The sequence below is a fragment of the Oribacterium sp. P9 genome (assembly GCF_046365365.1).
Classification (GTDB): Bacteria; Bacillota; Clostridia; order Lachnospirales; family Lachnospiraceae; genus Oribacterium.
The window spans coordinates 128,990-152,507 of sequence record NZ_JBKEIS010000002.1 but is presented as its reverse complement, the minus strand read 5'-3'; the positions used below and the strand labels follow the sequence as shown (position 1 = coordinate 152,507).

The 23,518-nt window shown below is 55.1% G+C and carries 20 protein-coding genes; 17 read left to right on the top strand and 3 right to left on the bottom strand.

The genetic code is table 11. The features are described from left to right. Positions 1 to 119: 119 nt before the first annotated feature. The 13 genes from rfbF to ACK8P7_RS02845 all read left to right on the top strand — a co-directional run bounded on the left by rfbF (position 120) and on the right by ACK8P7_RS02845 (position 16,337). Positions 120 to 893 carry a glucose-1-phosphate cytidylyltransferase gene (rfbF, locus tag ACK8P7_RS02905; RefSeq protein ID WP_410042729.1) on the top strand — a complete coding sequence of 258 codons (774 nt, stop codon included), beginning with the start codon at positions 120 to 122 and terminating at the stop codon, positions 891 to 893. 122 nt (positions 894 to 1,015) lie between these two features. Beyond that, a complete protein-coding gene (gene rfbG, locus ACK8P7_RS02900; RefSeq protein ID WP_410042728.1) occupies positions 1,016 to 2,227 on the top strand; it encodes a CDP-glucose 4,6-dehydratase in 1,212 nt (403 codons plus the stop codon). Continuing rightward, positions 2,224 to 3,573 (top strand): lipopolysaccharide biosynthesis protein RfbH, encoded by a 1,350-nt coding sequence (rfbH, locus tag ACK8P7_RS02895; RefSeq protein WP_410042727.1) that lies wholly within the window; start codon positions 2,224 to 2,226, stop codon positions 3,571 to 3,573. The genes rfbG and rfbH overlap by 4 nt, the downstream gene beginning before the upstream one ends. Before the next feature lie 99 nt (positions 3,574 to 3,672). After that, positions 3,673 to 4,629, top strand: a complete 957-nt coding sequence (locus ACK8P7_RS02890; RefSeq protein ID WP_410042726.1) for a phosphorylcholine transferase LicD — start codon at positions 3,673 to 3,675, stop codon at positions 4,627 to 4,629. 47 nt (positions 4,630 to 4,676) lie between these two features. Continuing rightward, on the top strand, positions 4,677 to 5,609 hold the full coding sequence (locus ACK8P7_RS02885; protein ID WP_410042725.1) for a glycosyltransferase family 2 protein: 933 nt from the start codon (positions 4,677 to 4,679) through the stop codon (positions 5,607 to 5,609). 310 nt (positions 5,610 to 5,919) lie between these two features. Then, the gene (locus ACK8P7_RS02880; protein ID WP_410042724.1) at positions 5,920 to 7,038 is read left to right on the top strand and encodes a galactose ABC transporter substrate-binding protein; all 1,119 of its coding nucleotides are present in this window, start codon (positions 5,920 to 5,922) and stop codon (positions 7,036 to 7,038) included. A gap of 107 nt (positions 7,039 to 7,145) precedes the next feature. Then, on the top strand, positions 7,146 to 8,654 hold the full coding sequence (locus ACK8P7_RS02875; protein WP_410042723.1) for a sugar ABC transporter ATP-binding protein: 1,509 nt from the start codon (positions 7,146 to 7,148) through the stop codon (positions 8,652 to 8,654). A 31-nt stretch (positions 8,655 to 8,685) separates the two neighbouring features. After that, complete coding sequence (locus tag ACK8P7_RS02870) at positions 8,686 to 9,690, top strand: ABC transporter permease subunit (protein ID WP_410042722.1); 1,005 nt, start codon at positions 8,686 to 8,688, stop codon at positions 9,688 to 9,690. Between the two features lie 167 nt (positions 9,691 to 9,857). Then, positions 9,858 to 10,256 carry a hypothetical protein gene (locus tag ACK8P7_RS02865; RefSeq protein WP_410042721.1) on the top strand — a complete coding sequence of 133 codons (399 nt, stop codon included), beginning with the start codon at positions 9,858 to 9,860 and terminating at the stop codon, positions 10,254 to 10,256. A gap of 122 nt (positions 10,257 to 10,378) precedes the next feature. Next, complete coding sequence (locus tag ACK8P7_RS02860) at positions 10,379 to 12,010, top strand: response regulator (RefSeq protein ID WP_410042720.1); 1,632 nt, start codon at positions 10,379 to 10,381, stop codon at positions 12,008 to 12,010. Positions 12,011 to 12,104: 94 nt separating this feature from the next. After that, positions 12,105 to 14,285 carry a sensor histidine kinase gene (locus tag ACK8P7_RS02855; RefSeq protein WP_410042719.1) on the top strand — a complete coding sequence of 727 codons (2,181 nt, stop codon included), beginning with the start codon at positions 12,105 to 12,107 and terminating at the stop codon, positions 14,283 to 14,285. After that, positions 14,278 to 15,255: a sugar ABC transporter substrate-binding protein gene (locus ACK8P7_RS02850; RefSeq protein WP_410042718.1), complete on the top strand. Its 978-nt coding sequence runs from the start codon at positions 14,278 to 14,280 to the stop codon at positions 15,253 to 15,255. Before ACK8P7_RS02855 ends, ACK8P7_RS02850 begins: the two co-directional genes overlap by 8 nt. Before the next feature lie 38 nt (positions 15,256 to 15,293). Then, a complete protein-coding gene (locus ACK8P7_RS02845) occupies positions 15,294 to 16,337 on the top strand; it encodes a galactose ABC transporter substrate-binding protein (RefSeq protein WP_410042717.1) in 1,044 nt (347 codons plus the stop codon). Between the two features lie 12 nt (positions 16,338 to 16,349). On the opposite strand, the gene ACK8P7_RS02840 is transcribed toward ACK8P7_RS02845, so the two are convergent. Continuing rightward, positions 16,350 to 16,976, bottom strand: a complete 627-nt coding sequence (locus tag ACK8P7_RS02840; RefSeq protein WP_410042716.1) for a DUF6553 family protein — start codon at positions 16,974 to 16,976, stop codon at positions 16,350 to 16,352. A 192-nt stretch (positions 16,977 to 17,168) separates the two neighbouring features. Between ACK8P7_RS02840 and ACK8P7_RS02835 the strand changes: the two genes are divergently transcribed. The 4 genes from ACK8P7_RS02835 to ACK8P7_RS02820 all read left to right on the top strand — a co-directional run bounded on the left by ACK8P7_RS02835 (position 17,169) and on the right by ACK8P7_RS02820 (position 22,054). Further along, the gene (locus ACK8P7_RS02835; RefSeq protein ID WP_410042715.1) at positions 17,169 to 18,719 is read left to right on the top strand and encodes a BCCT family transporter; all 1,551 of its coding nucleotides are present in this window, start codon (positions 17,169 to 17,171) and stop codon (positions 18,717 to 18,719) included. Positions 18,720 to 18,844: 125 nt separating this feature from the next. Then, positions 18,845 to 19,618: a YesL family protein gene (locus tag ACK8P7_RS02830; protein ID WP_410042714.1), complete on the top strand. Its 774-nt coding sequence runs from the start codon at positions 18,845 to 18,847 to the stop codon at positions 19,616 to 19,618. A 496-nt stretch (positions 19,619 to 20,114) separates the two neighbouring features. Then, entirely contained in the window at positions 20,115 to 20,840 is a 726-nt protein-coding gene (locus ACK8P7_RS02825; protein ID WP_410042713.1) for an HAD family hydrolase, read from the top strand. Positions 20,841 to 20,956: 116 nt separating this feature from the next. Next, the gene (locus tag ACK8P7_RS02820) at positions 20,957 to 22,054 is read left to right on the top strand and encodes a sugar kinase (protein WP_410042712.1); all 1,098 of its coding nucleotides are present in this window, start codon (positions 20,957 to 20,959) and stop codon (positions 22,052 to 22,054) included. A gap of 54 nt (positions 22,055 to 22,108) precedes the next feature. Here ACK8P7_RS02820 and ACK8P7_RS02815 read toward each other — a convergent pair whose 3' ends face one another. Together ACK8P7_RS02815 and ACK8P7_RS02810 are read right to left on the bottom strand one after the other, a co-directional pair. Continuing rightward, the gene (locus tag ACK8P7_RS02815; RefSeq protein WP_410042820.1) at positions 22,109 to 22,801 is read right to left on the bottom strand and encodes an LrgB family protein; all 693 of its coding nucleotides are present in this window, start codon (positions 22,799 to 22,801) and stop codon (positions 22,109 to 22,111) included. Between the two features lie 2 nt (positions 22,802 to 22,803). After that, positions 22,804 to 23,379: a CidA/LrgA family protein gene (locus ACK8P7_RS02810; RefSeq protein WP_410042711.1), complete on the bottom strand. Its 576-nt coding sequence runs from the start codon at positions 23,377 to 23,379 to the stop codon at positions 22,804 to 22,806. Between the last annotated feature and the right edge of the window lie 139 nt (positions 23,380 to 23,518).

Below are 23,518 nucleotides of genomic sequence, written 5' to 3'. Positions count from 1 at the left end.
CATGTGCCATGTCCTGGGGTGCATGCATGTACGGCCTGATGGAAGTCATACAGGCGGTACATGCGTCATGATTTCTGAGACATGCGCTTCCGTTTACGATGCATAAAAGGATGTAAGCTATGAAAGTATTGATTTTAGCAGGTGGTTTCGGAACCCGTATTTCCGAGGAGTCGCATCTCCGTCCGAAGCCGATGATCGAAATCGGCGAGATGCCGATTCTATGGCACATCATGAAGTACTACTCGAGCTACGGCTACAACGATTTCATCATTCTGGCCGGCTACAAGCAGTACGTCATCAAGGAGTATTTCGCGAACTACTTCCTGCATAATTCTGACGTCACCTTCGACCTCAGCAACAACCAGATGGAGGTCCATCACAACATGAACGAGCCGTGGCGCGTGACCATCGTCGACACCGGCCTCAACACCATGACCGGCGGACGCATCAAGCGCGTGCAGGATTATGTCGGGGATGAGCCGTTTATGCTCACCTATGGCGATGGCGTTTCTGACGTGGACCTCGAGGCGCTCGTAAACTTCCATCATGCACATGGGAAGATCGCGACCATCACGACCGTTTCCCTCGCACAGCAGAAGGGCGTCCTCGACATCGACGAAAACAACCAGATCCGGGCCTTCCGCGAGAAGGAGCGGGAGGACGGTGCCATCATCAACGGCGGATTTATGGTCTTCCAGCCGGAGATTTTCAACTACCTCACGGATGATCGCTGCGTCCTCGAGCAGGAGCCGATGCACCGCCTCGCCGCGGACGGCGAGCTCATGAGCTTCTACCACGCCGGCTTCTGGCAGTGCATGGACACCCAGCGCGAGAAAAAGCTCCTCGAAGACCTCTGGGCGAGTGGAAAGGCACCATGGAAAAGATGGGAGTGAAAGCGTTTGCATAAAGCAAACGCTGGAACGATATCCAGCAGAGCTATGCTCTGCTCCCGCAGGGCTAAACTCGGGCCTCCTCAGCCCGAGTTTAGGGCTTTGTAAATAGAAAGACATTTTTTATGACCAAATTTGAATCCTTACAGCAGTTTTATAAAGGAAAGCGGGTGCTCGTGACCGGCCACACCGGCTTCAAGGGCAGCTGGCTATGCCTCATGCTCCGAATGCTTGGCGCAGAGGTCTACGGTTACGCCCTCGCGGCACCGACCGAGCCGGCGCTCTTCGACATCCTGAAGCTTTCAGAGGAGATGCACTCGGAGATCGGCGACATCCGTGATTTTCCGCATCTCAGCGCCTTCATGGAGACCGCGCGTCCCGAGGTCGTGCTGCATCTTGCGGCACAGCCGATCGTCCGCACCTCCTACCTCTATCCGCGGGAGACCTTCGAGACGAACGTCATGGGCACCGTGAACCTCCTCGAGGCAATCCGTCGCTATAATGCGCAGCATGCGGAGAAGGTGCAGTCCTTCCTGAACGTGACGACCGATAAGGTCTATGAGAACCCGGATCTCGCGGATCACGCCTTCCGGGAGGATGAGAAGCTCGACGGCTACGATCCGTACAGCAACTCGAAGTCCTGCTCCGAGCTCGTGACCCACAGCTACCAGAAGTCCTTCTTCTCACCGGGCGCGGACCCATCCGCTACGGTGACGGCGATCTCCACTGCACGTGCGGGCAATGTCATCGGTGGTGGTGATTTCGCGGTGGACCGTATCATCCCGGACTGCGTACGGGATACGATCGCCGGCCGAACCATCCATGTGCGGAACCCGTACAGCACGCGTCCGTATCAGCATGTGCTGGAGCCGCTGTATGTTTACCTCCTGATTGCGATGACCCAGGCGCAGGGACAGCAGACTACGGGCACGCAGGCGTCCGCCGCTTCCGCTGAGATGAACGAAGCGGGGCATGACGAGCGCACGACGGAGACATTGGCCCGAGACGTGGCCGGATGCTATAACGTCGGTCCGGATGAGGTGGACGCCATCACGACGGGCGCACTCGCGGATCTCTTCGTACAGAGCTGGGGCGCGGGCGCGGCCTGGCACACGGATGCCGAGGCGAACGCACCGCATGAGGCCGCGTACCTGAAGCTGGATACGCAGAAGCTGAAGGAGCGCTTCCACTGGCAGCCGCGCTGGCATGTCACGGAGGCCGTTCAGGAAACCGTCGCATGGTACCATGCATGGTCGGAGGGGGCCGATATGCGGGCCCTGACCGAGCAGCAGATCCGTGCATTTTTAGCAGATGAAAGAGAAAAGAGCAGAACATGACAGAGAAAACAGAGCAGCAGGCGAGACAGGAAATCCTCGATCTCGTCGCAGAATATGCAAGAAAATATAAGGTCGCACCGATGCAGCAGCCGTATCATGAGGGCGAGCGCATCCCGTATGCCAGCCGTGTCTATGATGACAAGGAGATGGTGAATCTCGTGGACAGTGCGCTCGAGTTCTGGCTGACCGCCGGACGCTACACCGAGGCCTTCGAGCAGAAGTTCGGTGAGTACCTCGGCGTACGCTATGTGAGCCTCGTGAACTCCGGCTCCAGCGCCAATCTGCTGGCCTTCAGTACACTGACGAGTCCGCTGCTCGGCGAGCGCCGCGTGAAGCGTGGCGATGAGGTGATCACTGTGGCTGCCGGCTTCCCGACGACCGTGAACCCGATCATCCAGTATGGTGCGATTCCGGTCTTCGTGGATGTGACCCTGCCGACCTGTGATATCGATGTGACGAAGCTCGAGGCGGCGTACTCCGAGAAGACGAAGGCAGTGATGATCGCGCATACCCTCGGTAATCCGTTTAATCTGAAGGCGGTGAAGGATTTCTGCGACCGGCATCAGCTCTGGCTCGTGGAGGACAACTGTGATGCGCTCGGCTCGACCTATACGATCGACGGCGAGACCCGTCAGACCGGCTCGATCGGCGACATCGGTACCTCCAGCTTCTACCCGCCACATCACATGACGATGGGCGAGGGTGGTGCCTGCTATACGAACAACCCGCAGCTTCACCGCATCATGCGCTCGATCCGTGACTGGGGCCGTGACTGCTGGTGCGCACCAGGGCACGATAATACCTGTCACCACCGCTTCGACGGGCAGTATGGCGAGCTTCCGAAGGGCTATGACCACAAGTATGTCTACAGCCACTTCGGCTATAATCTGAAGGCCACCGATATGCAGGCGGCGATCGGTGTCGCACAGCTCGAGAAGTTCCCGGGCTTCGTCGCACGCCGTAAGCACAACTTCGAGCTTCTGAAGTCCCTCCTCGTCGAGGGCGGAGCGGATGCGAAGCTGATCCTGCCGGAGCCGGAGCCACATTCGGACCCGAGCTGGTTCGGCTTCCTCATGACCTGTCAGGAGGGTGTGGACCGTGAGACGGTGGTTCGCTATATCGAGGACCACGGTGTGCAGACCCGTATGCTCTTCGCCGGCAACCTCATCAAGCACCCGTGCTTCGATGAGATGCGTGCGACGGGTGAGGGCTACCGCGTGGTCGGCAGCCTCGACACGACCGACCGCATCATGCGCGATACCTTCTGGGTCGGCCTGTATCCAGGTATGACGGATGAGAAGCTCCGCTACATGGCGCGCATCATCCTGGAGGCGATTCAGCAGTAAGCGCTGCGCCGGGAGAACCGACGAAGTGCCCTGTGCAGCGGACGGCAGTGTGTGAAAGAGGGCGTTGCAGAAACGCCCTTTCATTATAAAGGTAGAACTATGAGTGAAGAATTTACATTTGATCTTGAGCGGGTGCATCAGGCGAATCTGGAGATTCTGAAGGCCGTGAAGACGATCTGTGATCGCCATGGTATCACGTACCTCATCGATTCCGGTACGCTCCTCGGCGCAGTACGCCATAAGGGCTTCATCCCCTGGGACGACGATGTCGATCTCTGCTTCCGTAGAGAAGAGTTCGAGCGCTTCGTCGATGTAGCGAGGGCGGAGCTCCCGGAGAACATGCAGCTCGTGCTGCCGGATGAGTATCGCGGTGGCGAGGCCTTCTATGATTTCGTACCACGTGTGCTCTATCTCAACTCCCGCCGTCACGCAGAGGACGACGCGGACATGGCCTTTTATGAGGGAAAGCTCAACCACCTCTGGGTCGACCTCTTCATCCTCGACCGCCTGCCATCCTGCCCGATCCGCGCGCGGCTCATGAAGCTGGAGCAGCAGATCGCTTTCGGCCTCGGCATGGGCCACCGCCGGAAGCTCGACTGGCGTAAGTATCATGGCCTTCAGAAGCTGGAGGTGCAGGTCCTCGCCGCCGTCGGCCGTTTCATCCCGCTTCCGAGGATCTTCCGCCTGCAGGAGCGCTGGGCCCGGAAGTACACGGATCAGAACCGTGAAGGGGCAGGCTGTGCAGCTCCGGCGGCTACCGCTGCGGGCGATGTGGAGCGTGCGAAGAATGCCGGAAAGCAGGGCTGTCCGATCTGTGGGAAGCGTTCCGTCAGCGGGAAGTCCTTCTTCTCGAACTACCAGCCGGACTTCCAGTACTGCACCGTGGAGGATGACTGGGAGGAGCCGATCGAGTTCCAGTTTGAGGGCGAACACTTCACCGGACCGAAGGCCTGGGATAAGGTGCTCACGATGCTGTATGGCGACTACATGAAGCTGCCGCGCCCGGAGGACCGTCACCCATCGCACAGTGGCATGGAGCTCGAGATCCTCGACTGATTGACTGGTACAGTTACTAATTTATAGAAACGCTGGAAGGAAGACATATGAAATTATTGAGCTTGGTGGTTTCGGCTTATAACGAGGAGGCCGGACTGGAGACCTTCTACCAGACGACCAGAGAATACGGGGAGGCGCTTGCGGCGAAGGGCTGGGATTACGAGTTCGTCTTCGTGAATGACGGCTCCCGTGACCGGACCGGCGAGATCCTGGATGATCTGGCCGCCCGTGATGCGACTCACGTGCGCGTGCTGCACTTCTCCCGGAATTTCGGACATGAGGCGGCGATGACCGCTGGACTCGACTACGCCACGGGCGAGGGCCTCGTCTTCATGGATGCGGATCTGCAGCATCCGCCGAAGTACCTCGCGGACATCGTCGACCAGTTCGACGCCGGCTACCAGGTGATTTCCATGGTACGCACCGAAAACAAAACGGCCGGGCTTCTGAAAAACATTACCTCCGGCGGCTTCTACTGGCTCATCAACCGCATGTCGGAGGTCCATCTCGAGGCCAATGCCTCGGACTTCTTCGCCATCACCCGCCCGGTACAGAAGGTGCTCATGAAAAACTACCGGGAGAAGGTCCGTTTCCTCCGCGGCTACGTGCAGAACGTCGGCTTCCGGAAGACTACGATTTCCTATGAGGCAGCCCCGCGTGTGGCGGGCAGCAGCCACTATTCTATCCGTAAGCTCTTCGTCTTCGCGATGAACACCATCATGTGCTTCTCGAACATGCCTCTGAAGCTCGGGATCTTCGCCGGTCTCTTCAGCGGATTTCTGGGGATGATCGTGCTGATCTATACCCTGGTGACCCGTGATGGCGCACCGTCCGGCTATGCGACGATCGTCGTCCTGCTCTGCTTCATGTTTGCCGTCCTCTTCATCGTCGTCGGCATCATCGGTGAGTACATCGCGGTGCTGTTCGAAGAGCTGAAGGACCGCCCGATCTACATCGTAGAGGACAGCCGGAATCTTTGATAACAGAACCCCGGAGGGTTGCCACTGGAAGCGCAATACTCCGAGTGGCAGCCCTCCGGGGTTCTGTTATGGCGATTTTTACGAAAGAACTTTGTGAAATCACTGACTTTCAAAGCAATTAAGCACATATTGCATGAATCCAGAACGAGAAAATAAGAAAATCTAAGAAAAAATAAACAAAGAAATCAAAGAATTTTCAAGATGAAAAGAAGGATTCTCTATTCTATCAGCCATAACATCTTCATATAATATGATCAAAAGGACGGGGGAGTCCCGTCAGGATAAACAATCATAGGAGGATTGGATTATTATGAAGAAGGCACTTAGCTTACTTACCGTTTCAGCAATGGCAGTTTCGATGCTCGCAGGATGCGGCAGCTCGAAGCCGGCAGAGACTACTGCAGCAGCTACGACTGCAGCAGCGGCAGAGACCACTGCAGCCGCTACAGAGGCAGCTTCTGAGGCAGCAACAGAGGCAGCTGCAGCTGCAACGGATGCGGATCTTTCCGATAAGAAGGTCGGCGTATGTATCTATCAGTTCTCTGATAACTTCATGACCCTTTTCAGAAATGAGCTTCAGAACTATCTCGTATCCCTCGGCTTCAAGGCAGAGAATATCGAGATCATGGATGGTGCAAACGACCAGGCTACACAGACCAACCAGATTCAGAACTTCATCACCAAGGGTGTTGACTGTCTCATCATCAACCCGGTTAACTCTTCTTCCGCAGCAACCATCACCGATATGGTAACCGCAGCAAACATTCCGCTCGTATACATCAACAGAGAGCCGGATGCTCAGGAAGAGCAGAGATGGGCAGACGAGAACATGAAGGTTTGCTACGTAGGATGTGACGCTCGTCAGTCCGGAACCATGCAGGGCGAGATCATCGCTGACCTCGACAACCACGGTGATATCAACGGCGATGGCAAGGTTTCCTACATCATGATCGAGGGTGACCCGGAGAACGTAGATGCTCAGTACAGAACAGAGTTCTCTGTAAAGGCTCTGAAGGATGCCGGCATCGAGGTTGAGCAGCTTGACGATCAGGTTGGTAACTGGGATCAGGCGCAGGCACAGTCTCTCGTTGCAAACTCTCTTGCACAGCACGGCAAGGACATCGAGGTTGTTTTCTGTAACAACGATGCGATGGCTCTCGGCGCTCTGCAGGCAATTGAGGCAGCAGGCGAGACCGTTGGTACGGATGTTTACCTTGTAGGTGTTGATGCTCTTCAGGAGGCTTGTGACAACGTTAAGGCTGGCAAGCAGACCGGTACTGTATTCAACGATCACATTTCTCAGTCTCATTCCGCAGCAGATGCAGCTGTTAAGTACATCACCGGCGGCGACAATGAGCACTACATCGGCTGCGATTACGTAAAGGTAACCTCCGATAACGTTGACGACGTTCTTGCATCTCTTGGTTAATCCGAAAGGTTCGTAAGAATTTAACGAAGTACATAGAAATGGGTGCGGGTGCACGAGCTGCGCCCCACCCGTTTTTTAAACCCATTATTTAATGCTTGGAGGGCAAAATGGCGGAGTATAAACTGGAATTACGGAATGTGTGTAAGTCATTCCCCGGTGTAAAAGCGCTGGATCACGCTAACCTCGCTGTTCGCCCGGGTACAGTTCACGCACTCATGGGAGAAAATGGTGCCGGAAAGTCCACACTGATGAAGTGCCTTTTCGGTATCTATCACATGGATGAGGGTGAAATCTACCTGGATGGCGAGAAGACAACGATTACAGACCCGGATGATGCGATGGCGAAGGGTGTTGCCATGGTGCATCAGGAGCTGCAGCCGATACCGGCACGTAACATCGCGGAGAATATGTACATGGGACGTTTCCCGGTACATAAGTATGGTCCTTTACAGGTGATCGATCACAAGAAGATGTTTGAAGAGACCGATCGCTGGCTGAAGGAGCTGGGCCTCGACTATAATCCGAAGGCGCTGCTCGGCTCGCTTTCCATCGGACAGATGCAGATGGTCGAGATCGCGAAGGCGGTTTCTCATGAGGCAAGAGTCATCATCTTCGATGAGCCGACCTCCTCGCTTTCTGATAAGGAAGTAGATTTCCTCTTCAAGGTTATGAACCAGCTGCGTGATAAGGGCGTTGCGATGATCTACATCTCTCATAAGATGGATGAGATCAAGCGGATCGCCGACGACATCACGGTCATGCGAGATGGTACCTATGTCGGTACCTGGCCGGCAGCCGAGATGAGCACCGACGATATCATCGCGAAGATGGTAGGTCGTGAGCTTACGAAGGTATATCCGGATCACGTACATGAGATCGGCGACGTCATCCTCGAGGCAGAGCATCTTTCCTCTATTCACGAGAAGTCCTTCCAGAATTGCAGCTTCAACATCCGTAAGGGTGAGATCCTCGGTTTCGGTGGACTGGTCGGTGCACAGAGAACCGAGCTCATGGAGGGTCTCTTCGGTATCCGTCATCTCGCTTCAGGAACCATCAAAATGCATGGCAAGGAAGTGAAGATCAAGCGTTCGAGAGACGCGATGGATGCAGGTCTCGGTATGATCACCGAGGACCGTCGTGGTAATGGTATCTTCGGATGCCTGTCCATCAAGGATAATACGGGTATTTCCATTTACAACAAGCACCTGAAGGCGGGCTTCATCCTGGATCACCCGACGATCAATAAGATCGTAGATGACAGTATCAAGCAGCTTTCGATTAAGACACCGAGTATGCAGCAGCATATCGAGAACCTCTCCGGTGGTAACCAGCAGAAGGTTATCGTATCGAGATGGCTCGCAAATGATCCGGAGATCCTGATCATGGATGAGCCGACCAGAGGTATCGACGTCGGTGCCAAGCACGAGATCTATGAGATCATGGAGCAGCTCGCCGATCAGGGCAAGTCGATCATCATGATTTCCTCCGAAATGCCGGAGCTTCTCGGCATGGCCGATCGTGTATATGTAATGTGTAATGGTAAGATCACAGGTGAGATTGATCAGAAGGAAGATATGACGCAGGAGAAGGTAATGTCCTTCGCAACGCAGTTCTGATTCTGATTCGATAGAATAAAGGGGAAATAAAATGCAAAAGTCACAGAAAAAGAAAATCACGGATTTTCTCATTAACAACGGTGTTATCATCGTTATGTTCATCCTCGTTATCTACACAGGATTGACAACGAAGAACTTCTTAACGGCCAACAACTTCCTGAACCTCCTCGCAAACATGTCCTACAGACTGGTTATCGCGCTCGGTATTTCAGGCTGCGTTATCACCGGAGGATGTGATCTTTCCGGTGGACGTATGGTCGGCTTCGGCGCATGTATCGCCGGTACACTTCTTCAGAAGCAGGATTATGCAGGCCGTTTCTTTAAGGAGGGCTTCCTGGCAAACATCACACCGCTGAATCCGTTCCTGGTACTGCTGATCGTCATGATCATCTGCGGATGCTTCGGTGCCATCACCGGATGGTTTATCGCTTATCTGAGTGTTCCTCCATTCATTTCCACACTGGCGATGATGGAGATCATCTATGGCCTCGGTCTGATCTACACCGGCGCTACACCGCTCGGTGGATATATCACCGGCTACACCATGTTCTCGACCGGTCGTTTCCTGGGCTTAAGCTTCCTGATCTGGATGGCCATCGCCATGTCAGCGATCACCTGGTTCATCTATAACATGACCCGTCATGGTAAGTACATGTATGCCATCGGTGGCAATGCACAGGCCGCAGAGGTTGCTGGTGTTCCTGTAAAGCTTACCCTCGTTCTCATCTATGCGAAGGCATCTGCATTCTTCGCCATGGCAGGTTTCATGCTCGGTGCAAAGGCCGGTGGTGCATCCATCAATACGGGTCTTTCCTACGAGATGGAAGGTATCGCAGCCTGCGCCCTCGGTGGTGTATCTGTAACCGGTGGTCGTGGTAAGGTTTCATCTGCCATCATCGGTGTTGCCGTCCTCGAGCTCCTGAAGGTCGCTCTTCAGTTCCTCGGTGTCGATGCAAACTCTCAGTACATCGCGATCGGTATCGTTATCTTCGTCGCAATTTCTCTCGATATCAGAAAGTACGTACAGAAGAAGTAATTGAGCGAACGATTTCTATCGTCTATAATATGGGCTGTGGCGCATGCCACAGTCCATTTTTGTATCGACCTTAAGAATTTCGTAAGGGGGTCTGACCCCATTAAATTTTTCTTAAGATAAACGTTCGGGGTCTGTCCACGACCTGACACAGTAAAAGAGAGGTTTCTATGACATATAACATGACACTGCTTGCACAGACGGCTTCGGATCCGGTGACGAACGATCCGGTCGCATTTTTCCTCAGCCAGCACGGTGTGCAGCTCATACTCGGTGTGCTGGTGATCTACTGCGCCGTGAAGCTGCTGGTCTTCCACGATCCGGATTTTATCCGTCCGAAGGAGTGGGGAAAGGTAAAGGAGGAGAATCTTCTCCCATATACTCGTGAGATGGGCATCCTCGTGCTGATGTTCGGTGCCTGCATCTTCGTGATGGAGGTGGTGAGCCAGTATGATGGACTGATGGGCCTTCTGTTTATGATTCTGTCCATCGCGGTGACCTTCTATCGTTTTAAGAAAATCGAAGACAAGTACGGAAATCTCGACCATCATCAGAAGGTGGAGGACTGAGCTTAGTAGCTTGTGACGGTGAAACACGGCGCAGCCGAAGGTTCGGTATGCTTCGCTCGCATGCGGGAGGGTATGCGCTTTCCGGGATGCGGACAGGATGTGATGGCAGAGGGAGGTCTACATTGAACAAGTACAGAGTGATGCTGGTGGATGATGAGGAGGATGTCATCCAGGTGATCATCCGGAAGATGAACTGGGAGAAGCTCGGCTTCACGGTACAGGGCTATGCCCACAACGGACTGGAAGCGCTGGAGATGGCCGAGGAGGAGCAGCCGGACGTCGTGATGACGGACATCAAGATGCCGTTCATGGATGGACTCGAGCTCAGCCGGCGTCTGAAGGAGCAGTATCCGACCATCAAGATCATCATCTTCTCCGGCTTCGACCAGTTCGAGTATGCGAAGGAGGCCATCCGTCTGGAGGCCGAGGAGTACATCCTGAAGCCGATCGATGCGGACGAGCTGCGTGCCGTGTTCGAGCGCATCCACGCATCGCTGGATCAGGAGTTCGACGAGAAGCAGAACATCAACATGCTGAAAAACTATTATATGGAGAGCCTGCCGATCCTGCAGGAGAATTTCTGCACGGCGCTCATCGAGGGACGCGAGCCGGCGAATTCGCTCAGTCGCGATATGATGGACTATCAGATCAGTCTCGACGGTCCGTACTTCGGTGTAGTGATCCTTCACAACAGTATTTCACTCGCGCCGGAGGGCATCAATCCGCTGCTGATCACGATGTCGGTGCGTCGGCTATGGGAGGAGCACCTCGACGCGAGGTGGCATGCGCGCTTCTTCACCTACCTCGGCGACACGGTGATGATCGTGCAGCTCGAGCAGCCGGGCGCGCTGACGAAGCTGACGGATGACTGTCAGGTGCTGTGCCGTCTCAGTAAGCATGTGTCGAACGCGACCATCACCGCCGGCATCGGTCGTGCGGTCAATCACCTTCTGAACCTGCCGGAGGCCTACGAGAGTGCCCGGGAGGCCGTGTCCTACCGCGTCATCTATGGACGCGGACAGGCGATCAACATCATGGAGGTGGCGCCGGAGACCCAGAAGGAGATGCCGGCGGAGAGTCCGTCCGAGGACAGCGATGACCGCTTCTACCCGGTGTTCAAGGCCATCAAGCTGAGTTCGCCGGAGGAAGTCGATCGTCAGATCGATCAGTTTCTGGACGCGGAGGCACCGGTCAATCCGTCGCTGCAGGAGTATCGCTTCTTCGTGATGGAGCTCGTGACCGAGGGACATCGCTTCATAAATGCGAATCATCTGTCGATGGAGGCGGTGTTTGGAAAGGATGAGGACCTCTTTCAGAAGGTACAGCACCTTGATCTGGAGGCCCTGCGTGCATGGATGAAGGAAAGCGCCCATAAGATGCAGGCGCTTCTCCGGGTATCGCGCAGCGACAGCACGCGTACCTTCGTGGCGAAGGCAGAGGCCTATGTGCATGAGCATTACAGTGATAAGGACCTGAGTGTCGAGAGCATCTGTGATTTTCTCGGCATCAGTGCGGCGTACTTCTCGACCGTCTTCAAGCGGGAAACGGGAAAGACCTTCATCAACTACCTCACGGATATCCGTATGGACCGGGCAGTCCACATGCTGCTCGACGAAAATGAAAAAACCTATGTGATCGCGGAAGCGGTCGGCTACAGTGATCCGAACTACTTCAGCTATGCATTTAAAAAGAAATTCGGCGTATCGCCGTCGAAGTATAAGGCACAGCAGCAGGCCGGCACCGCGCCTGCCTAATGGTGGATGAACGGAGAGGTGCTTTGCAGAAAACCTGCAGACACCTCTCTGCTTGCGTATAAGAAAGAACCATGTGCAGATACAGGAGGACATAGTGGAGAAACAGCATCCGGCAGAGACGAAGCAGAACCGGAAAAAGGGGAAGCGAAGCTATCTCCCACATACCATCCAGGGAACGATTCTGATGGCCTTCACCATCATCTCCTTCGTGCTGCTCATGATCCTGGGGCTGGTCCTGTATCAGCTGTTTGCACGTCGTATGCGGACGAGCTCCGTGGAATCCACCGAGCAGATCGTGCAGCAGTCCGTCATCAATCTCGAGGATTACCTCGCCAATATGCGCCGCATCTCGGATGCGGTATACTATAATGTCATCAAAAATGCAGATCTCAGCACGGACAGCATCGATCGTGAGATGGACCTCATCTATGAAGCACACCTCGAGCATCTCGTCAGTATGGCGCTCTTTACCGCCGATGGCCGGCTGATTTCGTCCTCGCCGATCGCCACGACAAAGGAAAACCTCGATGTGACGACCCAGAGCTGGTTTACCGAGGCGCTTCGAAAGACCGATAATCTGCATTTCTCCACCCCGCATGTCGAAAATCTCTTCCTGGATCCGGCCTATCGCTATCGCTGGGTCATCTCCCTGAGCCGCGCCGTCGAAATCTATGAAAACGGTACCCCGACCATGGGCGTCCTCCTCGTCGATATGAACTACTCGACCATCGATCGAATGATGGAGCGGATCAATCAGGATTCGAGCGGTCAGTACATCTATCTGACCGATTCGAGCGGCAGCCTCATCTATCATCCGAAGCAGATGCAGATCAACTATGGGATTCTCACAGAGAACAACATCAACGAGGCGCACTACCAGGATGGCCATCATCAGGAGCTTTACCTCGGTACACGCCGCCAGGTGCTGCTGAACTCGGTTTCCTACACCGGCTGGAAGATGATCGCCGTGATCCCGGCCAGCGCCTACGGTGTGGATGCGGCCAGCCTACGTTTCGTCGTGATCCTGCTCGTATCGATCTCCCTCCTCGTCATGATCTTCGTGAATCAGATCGTATCGCGTCAGATCTCCCTGCCGCTGAACCGGCTGAACCGCTCCATCAAGCGGATGGAGGGCGGGGATGTCGTGCCGGAGGATATCTATGTGGGCGGCTCCGAGGAGGTCGAGCATCTCGGACGGACGCTTCGAAGCTCCATGACACGGATCAATCAGCTGATGGATGACATCGTGATCGAGCAGGAGGAGAAGCGAAAGTCGGAGATGGACGCCCTCCAGTCGCAGATCAATCCGCACTTCCTCTACAACACCCTGGATTCCATCGTCTGGATGATCGAGGGGGAGCACAACAAGGATGCGGTCTTCATGGTGACCCAGCTTGCGAGCCTCTTCCGTATCAGCCTGAGCCGTGGAAAGAACATCATTCCACTTGCGCAGGAGCTGAAGCATGCGGAAAACTATATGAACATCCAGAAGGTGCGTTATAAGAATAACTTCTCCGTTGTGTTTGACATCGATGAAAACATCCGGGACTACCTCAGCGTCAAGCTCATCATCCAGCCGATCCTCGAAAATGCCATCTATTACGGCGTTGGGGATATGGATCCAGATGACGGTGCCGAGATCCGTATCCGTGGCTGGCTGATCCCAGATACAGAAAACGAGAAGAGCGGTGAAGGCGATGCAGCACATGGGCAGACGTACGATGCGGCGTCGGGCCCGGTGGCCGCTCGGACGGCTCGGCAGCCGGATCCGACAGAGGCCAATGCTGGCGACCGTGCACACAGGCAGATGATTCAGGCGATGTCGGTCGGCGACATCTATATCGCAGTGAGCGACAACGGCTATGGCATGCCACCGGAGGTGTGTGAAAATCTGCTGAAGGACGATGAGGAATCGAGACAGCGGGTGCCGAAGCATGGCTCCGGTGTCGGACTCGTGAACGTCCACAATCGTATTCGGATCCGCTTCGGCGCACAGTACGGGCTGATGGCCGCGTCTGAGCCGGATGAGGGAACGACGATCACGATCCATCTGCCGGCGATCCCGGATACACCGGAGAACCAGAAGCTGCTGGAGAGCGGACACTACAGGACCGCTGTTTCGGACAGGAAAACAGCGGATGTGAAAACTGCGAGTGCGGGCAATGCCGACACCGAGGATGCAGCGGCGACGCGTTCAGATGTGCAGAGCTCAGATATAACAGACGTACTGGTGGAGGATGCAGGCAGAACGGAAGGAGGAAAACAGCATGCATGAGGATCGAAGCTTCTTATGGCCGATCATCGGTGGGCTGGTGGTCACCATCCTGTTCTGCTCCGTGATGCTGGTGCGGGGCACCGGTGAGAAGCGCTATCAGGTATCGGTGATCGTGAGTGATTCCTCCCAGGATCGCTGGGTGCCGTTGAAGGCAGGGCTCACACAGGCAGCGAGGGACAACAACATTGACCTGAGCTACGTCTATACCGACTACATCGATGATGTCTTTACACAGACCGCGCTGATCAATCAGGAAATCGCGGATGGTGCGGATGGCATCATCACGGATTTCTGTCTCAGCATGGGCACCGCGGACATCGTGCGGAACATCATCGCCCGTGTGCCGGTGGAGTTTATCATCACGAATGTGGATGCGGATGCAGATATCTCCGGAAACTATGCGACGGTGATGACGGATAATGTAGAGGTCGGCCGGGCCATCGGAAACGAGCTCGTGATCGATTACGGCGACCGTCTGAAGGGAATGAAGATCGGCATCATCGCCGGAAACCAGCAGCAGTATGCGATGCAGGACCGACTGAAGGGGTTCCTGGAGGCCGTGGGTGCGAAGGAACCGGAGATCGTCTGGACGGTGGAGGAGAGCCGTTTCCTCGAGCAGGAGCTGAAACGCTCGATGGAGCGGGTGACACCGGCGGTGATCGTCGGCCTCGATAATACGAGTCTCGAAGCGGCGGTGGACTATGTGGCGACGGCGGAGACGAAAAAGCTGCCCCTCTATGGTGCCGGCTGCAGTGAGAAGCTCGCGTACTATATCGATAACGGCACCATCGCATCGATGATCCTCCCGAACGAGTTCAGCATGGGCTATCAGAGTCTCACGGATCTTGCGGCCAAGCTTCGAAACCGGATGATGGTGCTCGAGGATCGGGAACAGGACTTCAATGTCGTCCATCAGGATAATCTGTTCCGGGATGAGAATCAGCGGATCCTGTTTCCAATCGTGCAGTGAGTGGTGCCGCTGTCATGGAAAACAACTGGGAGGATGGTATGAAGAAGAAAAAAGGGCGCAGGAGTGCAGTCATGGTGATGCTGGTCGTGATGCTGGTTCTCTGCGGCTGTGGTACGCGACAGAAGCTGCCGGCCAGAAAAACCGATGGAAAGATCAAAATCGGCGTGTCGGTCTATGATCAGTACGACGCCTTCGTAGCGGAGCTGATGCAGGATCTGAATGATCAGGTGCTGGGCGCGAAGGCGGAGGAAAAGCAGGATATCGTGCTGGAGGTCTATAATGCCTCGCAGAGCCAGACGAAGCAGAACGAACAGGTGCGCGACATGATCGCAGCGAATTTCGATGTGATCTGTGTCAATCTGGTCGACCGGACGGCACCGACCGAGGTCATCAATGCGGCACGGGATGCGGATGTGCCGATCATCTTTTTCAATCGTGAGCTGGTGGAGGATGATCTGCAGCGCTGGGATAAGCTCTTTTATGTGGGGGCCGATGCCTTCGTTTCTGGAAAGATGCAGGGGGAGCTGGCAGTAGATGCGATCCAGAGCGGCACGGTGGACCGGAATGGGGACGGCGCGATTCAGTATGTCGTGCTCGAGGGGGAGGCTGGACACCAGGATGCCATCGCCCGCTCGGAGAGCTCCGTCAATCGGATGCTGGAGCTCGGTGTGAAGCTGGATCGTCTTACGTATGCGATCGCAAACTGGAACCGTGCGCAGGCGAAAACCCAGATGGATAAAATCATCCGGCAGTATGGGGCGGATATCGAGCTGGTGCTCGCGAATAATGATGAGATGGCCCTCGGTGCGATCGATGCCTTCGAGGCGAGTGATCTTCCGAAGGCGCAGCGGCCGCTGATCTTTGGCATCGATGGCACGGAGGCGGGGCTCAGTGCGGTATGCGACGGGAAGCTCGAAGCGACGATCTATAACGACGCCGAAGGCCAGGCAGCGGCCATCTTTCAGCTGGCACACCACCTGGCCCTGGAGGAGCCGCTGCGGGACCTTCCGCTCGTCGGCGACAAGTATATCCGTCTGCCGTATGAGAAGGTGACGCGGGATAATGTGCTGGAATTCAAGTGACCGTGGCCTCTTTCAATCTCTGTCACCGGTGACGTCGGCCCAGTAGCGGTCGCCGTGGTCGACCATCGCGATGTAGGTTTCCTTCATAACGCGACGGAAGGCGCGGAGCTCTTCCGCGAGGCCGAAGCGGGCCGGGATGGTGCTGGTGACTTCGTGGATCTCAGCGGCGATTTTCTTTCCGAGGCGTTCATCGCCGAGGCGGAAGAGGCCGAAGGCGGTCGAGTCGTAGCTCCGGTCGCCGGCACAGCTCTCGATCCAGAAGCGGGCGAACTGGCGCCACTCCTCGAGGAGAACTTCATCGACCTCCTCATCCAGCACGCAGAGCGTGGTGAAGTACTGTCGGATATCACGCGCGCGCTTCTTCCGGTTCAGAAAGTTCGTACCGAGGCGGCCATCGATGAGGAGCCCCATCCAGGCCGCGACGAAGGCATCCTTTCGCTTCGCACCCGCGCGCTCGTTCGCCGGGTAGCGCTTGCGAAGAAGCTCGAGACGGCGGCGATCGTTCCGGTCGCCTGCATTGTCCTCGAGCATCTCCGTCAGAATCTTCTCACGGGTATCGATATCCTTGATGTCATAGTAGTGCGTCGGCCAGTCTTCCTTATAGTTGATGGCCGGCGTTTTTTCTTTATTTAAAAGCATGTTCGTGCGGTCCTTTCCAGCGGTATGATCCTATTCTGTAACCGTTCATGCAAGCTGCCCCTCCGGGTCCTCTCTGCCTGAACTGTTATCCTATTCTAGCATGATTCCTCGGACTTGCACAGAATTTGCTTGACGCGTGGGATCGCCGGTGCTATATTGTTCAAAACATTTTGAAATAAGGAGAAAATGAACATGAAGCAAGGCGGGAATGAAAAATTCAAACAGATAGAGGCGGACCGGAGTCGCATCGACTGGATGATCACGCTGGTGCCGTTTGTGCTCATCGTGGTGCTGGCACTGCTGTTTTTCCTTCTGCCGGACGCGTCCAATGCCGTGCTCGGCAGTATCCGGACCTTCCTGGGGGACAGCTTCGGGCTGTACTATCTCCTGATTGGCCTCGGAACGGCCGTGATGTCGCTCTACATCGCGCTCTCACGCTATGGTCGCATCGTGCTCGGTGCGCCGGATGAGAAGCCGAAGTACAGCTTCTTCCAGTGGGGGGCCATGATGTTCACGGCGGGGCTCGCTGCCGACATCCTGTTCTACTCCTTCTGCGAGTGGATCCTCTACTGGGAGGACCCGCACACCGTGGAGATGGGCAGCCGTATGGACTGGGCCAGCACCTTCACGCTGTTCCACTGGGGCCCGATTCCGTGGGGCTTCTACCTCGTGCTCGCGGTGGCCTTCGGCTTCATGCTGCATGTGCGGAAGCGGACGCGCCAGAAGTATTCGGAAGCCTGCCGTCCGATCCTCGGGAAGTACACCGACCGTCTGCCGGGCCGTTTCATCGACCTCCTCGCCGTGTTTGCACTCCTGGCCGGCACCGCAACCACCTTTTCCGTCGCTACGCCACTCCTCAGTGAAGCGCTGAAGACGCTCCTCGGCATCGATCTCCCGGATCGTACCATCACGATCGCGATTCTGCTCGCGACCTGCGTGCTCTACACCTGCGCGGTCATGCGTGGTATGCTCGGTGTCTCTCTGCTCGCCAATGTCTGCACCTACTGTTTTTATGGCTTACTTCTCTACGTGCTCGTCTGCGGCGGAGAAGCGCGCTTCATCCTCGAGACCGGTTTCTCCGCGATGGGGCGTCTCGCGCAGAACTTCCTCGGCCTCGCGACCTATACGGATCCGACGAGAAGCACCGGCTTCGCGCAGAACTGGACGATTTTCTACTGGGCATACTGGATGGTATGGTGCGTAGCCGCGCCGTTCTTCATCGGATCGATTTCCCGTGGCCGCACCATCCGCTCGACGATTCTCGGCGGCTATGTCTTCGGCATGGGCAGCACCTTCGTAAGCTTCATCGTGCTCGGGAATTATGGACTGGGGCTTCAGATGGCTGGTCGCTTCGACATCGTCGCGCTTTATGATGAGACGCAGAACCTGTACACCACCATCATCGCCATCATTCAGCAGCTGCCGCTCGCGAAGGCGGTGCTCGTGCTGCTCATCGTGACGATGATCGCCTTCTATGCGACCTCCTTCGATTCCATCGCCCTGGTCGCTTCCCAGTACAGCTATAAAAAGCTCGGAAAGGACGAGGAGCCGCAGGACTGGATCAAGGCACTCTGGTCGGTGCTGCTCATCCTGCTTCCGGTCGCCCTCGTCTTCTCGGACAGCTCTATGGCGAACCTTCAGTCCGTCAGCATCATCGCGGCCTTCCCGATCGGTGCCGTCATCGTCCTGATCACCGCCGCGTTCCTGAAGGACGCGAAGGCGTATCTGGAGGAGATAAACTAGACATTTGGATGGCCCTCTGTGTCTGAATGCTTGAGATGTTTTGGCGTGAGACGTTGAATGTGTATGGTGGAATATGCTAGAATTCTGTTGAATATGATTTGAGATTATTTTAACAGGGGGACATGATGTTACAGAGCTTTTTTAATTATGATAATCCGATCTGGCGTTTCATGGGGCGGCTTGGCGATATGATCGTGCTGAACCTTCTGTGGCTCGTCTGCTCGATTCCGGTCGTGACGATCGGTGCGTCCACGACGGCGCTGTACTACTGCACGCTGAAGTATGTTCGTAATGAGGATTACGGTGATTTTCGGATGTTCTTCCGCTCGTTTAAGCAGAATTTCAGACAGGCGACGATCATCTGGATCCCGATGCTGCTGATCGCTGCGGTGCTGGGCTTCGATTTCTGGTTCTTCGGACAGCTGATGGCCGGCTCTGGTACGGTGAAGTTCTTCCTGCAGGCGGTCGTGCTCGCCATGATCATCGTCTGGAGCTTCGTCTTCCTGTATGTATGGCCGGTCTTAAGCCGTTTCGAAAATACGACGAAGAACACCATCCTGAATGCCATCCTGATGTCGATCCGCTATCTCGGATCCACGATTTCGATGCTGATCTGTGATGTCGTGATTCTGCTGGTATGGTATATTCTCTTATTTTATATACCATGGCTGTCCGCGTTTCTGATGCTGATGGGCTTCGCACTGATCGCCTGGATCAACTCCACGATGTTCGAGCATATCTTTCTCAAGTTCATGCCGAAGGAGGATCACAGCCACGACGGTGATGTGCACCCGATTCTCGAGGATATCAATATGGATGGCTCTCTGAAGGAGGGGGCTGCCGAAGAAACCGGTGAGGCGATTTCCAGCTTGAAGAAATCATCGGAAGATGAGATATGACAGAGAAAAGAGAAGTAAAAGAAACCCTGCACTGAAAACATGAAAATCAAAACAGGACCATACAGAGGCCTCCGGCGCAGTTTTGCCGGGCTTCTGCATGGTCCTGTTTTCGATTCGTTCGTCTTCGGCGATCTGAGTTTCTCCGGCTGAATTTTTAACGTGTGATTTTTCTGTAAATAAAAAAATCCCCCATAAAAGGGAGGAGGGCAGGTGATCCTTCGATCCCTGCCCGAGTATTATGAAAAAAATCTTTTTAAATCGATAACTTATTTGTTATCTTGGTTATAATATATAAGTCAATGGTGAACAAAGTATGTGGGGCACGTGAACATTCTGTTAACATTCAGGTTCAAATATGAACGGACTATGAACACAGAATTCAAATTTGACTTTTCGAATACGGAGACTTCTGCTACACTTCAGAAAGTGCAGAACGATGCCGAAAAATCGGTATCCCGGTCCTGCGCCGGTCAGAAAGAAAGATGGAGATAAGAGCATGATCAGAAATGTGATATTCGATGTGGATGGCACCTTATGGGACTCGGCGCGTCAGGTGACGGCTGCCTGGCAGGAGGTGCTGGACCGTCATCCGGAAACAAAGGACGTGAAGATCACGGTGGACGATATGTACCGCTATATGGGACACACGATGTATGAAATCAGCTGCATGATGCTGCCGGATATCTCGGAGGAGCTGCGGGCGCTGATCATGCAGGACTGCATGGAGAACGAGGACCAGTACCTTCGTGCCCACAGCGGAGATTTCTATCCGGGCTGCATGGAGACGATCGAGCGTCTCCATGAGGAGGGCTACCGCGTGTACATCGTGTCGAACTGTCAGGACGGCTACATCGAGACCCTCATCGAGGATGCCGGCTGGATCCTGGGACCGGTAGAGGTCGAGGGCGATGTGCAGGACTTCGAGTGCTATGGACGAACCGGAAAGAAAAAGGGCAGCAACATCCGGCTTCTGATGGAGCGAAATGGCCTTCTGAAGGAGAGCTGTGTCTACGTCGGCGATACCGCAATGGACGAGGCTGGCGCCGCGCAGGCCGGCATCCGCTTTATCTATGCGAGCTACGGCTTCGGCACCGTCGCGAACCCGAAGGCCGTGATCCACGAAATCTCCGAGCTCCCGGAGGTGCTTCAGCGGCTTCGAAATGAGAGCAGGGGCTGGACCGAAAATAGTTCTGAATTTAGTACAATATGCTTGATGACTTAAAAGAGGCTGTGCTATACTTTAAATGTTTTGAAAACGCTTACAAATGGTACTGCGCTTTCAGGTAAACCAGTTAGGTTCTGTCGGCATAGTGCAGACAGTTTTAAATGGAGGAAGTTATGGATTTAAATTTAAGACCAGCAAATGAGTGTGCATTTGATGCGGTTTCTCTGGGCGAGGTTATGCTTCGTCTGGATCCAGGTGAGGGCAGAATTAGAACTGCCAGATCCTTCCGTGCATGGGAAGGCGGCGGAGAGTACAACGTTATCCGCGGACTTCGTAAGTGCTTCGGTTTAAAGACCGCTGTTCTTACTGCACTTGCAGACAATGAGGTCGGTCACCTGGTTGAGGACTTCATGATGCAGGGTGGTGTGGATACATCCCTCGTAAAGTGGATGGACACCGACGGAATCGGCCGTGTATGCAGAAACGGACTGAACTTCACAGAGAGAGGCTTCGGTATCCGTGGTGCAAAGGGCTGCTCCGACCGTGCAAACACCGCTATTTCCAAGGCTACACCGGCTGATTTTGATTTCGATTACATCTTCGGTGAGCTCGGCGTTCGCTGGCTCCACACCGGCGGAATCTATGCAGCTCTTTCTGAGCAGGCTTCCGAGACCGCAATCGCTGCGATCAAGGCTGCGAAGAAGTATGGCACCATCGTTTCCTATGACCTCAACTACCGTCCTTCCATGTGGTCCGCAATCGGCGGCCAGGCAAAGGCGCAGGAGGTAAATAAGGAGATTGCTCAGTACGTTGACGTTATGATCGGTAACGAGGAAGACTTCACCGCTTGCCTCGGCTTCCAGATCGAGGGCCAGGACGAGTCTCTGAAGGAGCTCAATATCGACGGCTACAAGAAGATGATCAACGAGGCTGTAAAGACCTACCCGAACTTCAAGGCAGTTGCAACGACGCTTCGTACCGTTCACACTGCAACCGTAAACGACTGGTCCGCACTCTGCTGGGCAGACGGCGAGATATACAAGGCAGCGGATTACAAGGGCCTCGAGATCATGGATCGTGTCGGCGGCGGCGACTCCTTCGCATCCGGCCTCGTATATGGCCTCATGACTACCGGTGATGCGGAGAAGGCTGTAAACTACGGTGCAGCTCACGGCGCACTCGCGATGACCACTCCGGGTGACACCACCATGGCTACCAAGAAGGAAGTAGAAGCCATCATGGGCGGCGCAGGCGCACGTGTACAGCGTTAATTCCTGACTTTGAACATAAAAAAACTCTCTACCGTAAGGTAGAGAGTTTTTTTGTTATGCTACGTTCATCACGAGCGGCACCAGCACCACGGTGAGGATTCCCGCCACACAGATACTGATGGAACCCATGGCGCCCTCGATCTCACCGAGCTCCAACGCCTTCGCGGTACCGACCGCATGTGCCGAGGTACCGAGCGCGAGCCCCCGCGCGATCGGATGATCGATATGGAAAAGCCGGAAGACCAGCTCTGCGATCATATTGCCGAGGATGCCCGTGATGATGATCGCCGCCACGGTCAGCGTGACGATACCGCCCGCCTCCTCTGAGACACCCATGCCGATCGCCGTCGTGATCGACTTCGGCAGTAGGGTGGCGATGTGCTCCGCTGTCAGTCCGAACAGCTTTCCCATGATGAGAATGCTGAGAATCGAGCATAGCGTGCCGGCGGTGATCGCTGCCAGCACCGCCACCAGATTATCCTTCAGCAGCCGGAGCTGCTTGTACATCGGAATCGCGAGACAGACCGTCGCCGGTGTCAGCAGGTAGCTGAGCAGATTCGCACTCGCCTTGTAATCCTCATATGGAATCTGAAAGATCACCAGCACCGCGATGACCATGATCGTCGACACCAGCAGCGGATTCAGGATGGCGACACGGAACTTCGCCTTCAGCCGGACGGCCAGCAGAAATAAGAAGATACTTAAGATTAAACCGAAATAGCCAGAGCTCTGCAGTGCTTCCTTCATCATCATGCCTTCTCCTTTCGCTCCGCTTCCGCGGAAGTTATCTGTGCAGCGCCGGAAGCATTGGCCTCCGCCTGTGACGCGTGGCGCTGCACTTCCTTCTCGTGCAGGATCTCACGGTAGCCGTTCGCACCATCGATCTCACCGTTCGGACTGAGCGTCCGGCGACCGATGCCGAAAGTCTCGTGCGGCTCGAGTGAAAGCTCGGCGTCCTCTGCAGCCTGATCCTCCTTCGACTCACTGCGCCGAAGAATCGCGGTGGCGGTCAGGCCCGTGACGATCATGACGAGCACCGTCGACACGACGATGATCACGAGGTACGGCAGGAGCACCGGGAGCAGGATATCGATGGCACTCATGATGCCGACCGCCGCCGGAATGAACATCATGGTCATGGTGTCGAGCAGGAAATTACCCGCGCCCTCGACCTCCGGAAGCTTCACGATCCCGGTCACCAGTGCGATCAGCAGCAGGATCATACCATACACACCCGCCGGAACCGGAAGGGGCAGGAGCGTGTTCAGCAGTTCACCGAGAAAGGTGAATGCGATGATCCACATGATTTCTTTTACATACTTCATACTTGTCTCTTTTCTTTACTATAGGTCCATCAGTGCACGCAATGGCCTCCATTATACACTCATGACGGACGCTGTAAAGCGTTAATTTATTATCCAGACACTGCCATAACCCGTACATATAAAAGTATGTGATTCTGTG

Coding starts and splice junctions, on each gene's coding strand:
- ACK8P7_RS02850 (WP_410042718.1), top strand. CDS start 14,278: ATGCATGAGGATCGAAGCTTCTTATGGCCGATCATCGGTGGGCTGGTG.
- ACK8P7_RS02825 (WP_410042713.1), top strand. CDS start 20,115: ATGATCAGAAATGTGATATTCGATGTGGATGGCACCTTATGGGACTCG.
- ACK8P7_RS02885 (WP_410042725.1), top strand. CDS start 4,677: ATGAAATTATTGAGCTTGGTGGTTTCGGCTTATAACGAGGAGGCCGGA.
- rfbF (WP_410042729.1), top strand. CDS start 120: ATGAAAGTATTGATTTTAGCAGGTGGTTTCGGAACCCGTATTTCCGAG.
- ACK8P7_RS02835 (WP_410042715.1), top strand. CDS start 17,169: ATGAAGCAAGGCGGGAATGAAAAATTCAAACAGATAGAGGCGGACCGG.
- ACK8P7_RS02810 (WP_410042711.1), bottom strand. CDS start 23,379: ATGAAGTATGTAAAAGAAATCATGTGGATCATCGCATTCACCTTTCTC.
- ACK8P7_RS02840 (WP_410042716.1), bottom strand. CDS start 16,976: ATGCTTTTAAATAAAGAAAAAACGCCGGCCATCAACTATAAGGAAGAC.
- rfbH (WP_410042727.1), top strand. CDS start 2,224: ATGACAGAGAAAACAGAGCAGCAGGCGAGACAGGAAATCCTCGATCTC.
- ACK8P7_RS02845 (WP_410042717.1), top strand. CDS start 15,294: ATGAAGAAGAAAAAAGGGCGCAGGAGTGCAGTCATGGTGATGCTGGTC.
- ACK8P7_RS02815 (WP_410042820.1), bottom strand. CDS start 22,801: ATGAAGGAAGCACTGCAGAGCTCTGGCTATTTCGGTTTAATCTTAAGT.
- rfbG (WP_410042728.1), top strand. CDS start 1,016: ATGACCAAATTTGAATCCTTACAGCAGTTTTATAAAGGAAAGCGGGTG.
- ACK8P7_RS02880 (WP_410042724.1), top strand. CDS start 5,920: ATGAAGAAGGCACTTAGCTTACTTACCGTTTCAGCAATGGCAGTTTCG.
- ACK8P7_RS02890 (WP_410042726.1), top strand. CDS start 3,673: ATGAGTGAAGAATTTACATTTGATCTTGAGCGGGTGCATCAGGCGAAT.
- ACK8P7_RS02865 (WP_410042721.1), top strand. CDS start 9,858: ATGACATATAACATGACACTGCTTGCACAGACGGCTTCGGATCCGGTG.
- ACK8P7_RS02875 (WP_410042723.1), top strand. CDS start 7,146: ATGGCGGAGTATAAACTGGAATTACGGAATGTGTGTAAGTCATTCCCC.
- ACK8P7_RS02820 (WP_410042712.1), top strand. CDS start 20,957: ATGGATTTAAATTTAAGACCAGCAAATGAGTGTGCATTTGATGCGGTT.
- ACK8P7_RS02870 (WP_410042722.1), top strand. CDS start 8,686: ATGCAAAAGTCACAGAAAAAGAAAATCACGGATTTTCTCATTAACAAC.
- ACK8P7_RS02830 (WP_410042714.1), top strand. CDS start 18,845: ATGTTACAGAGCTTTTTTAATTATGATAATCCGATCTGGCGTTTCATG.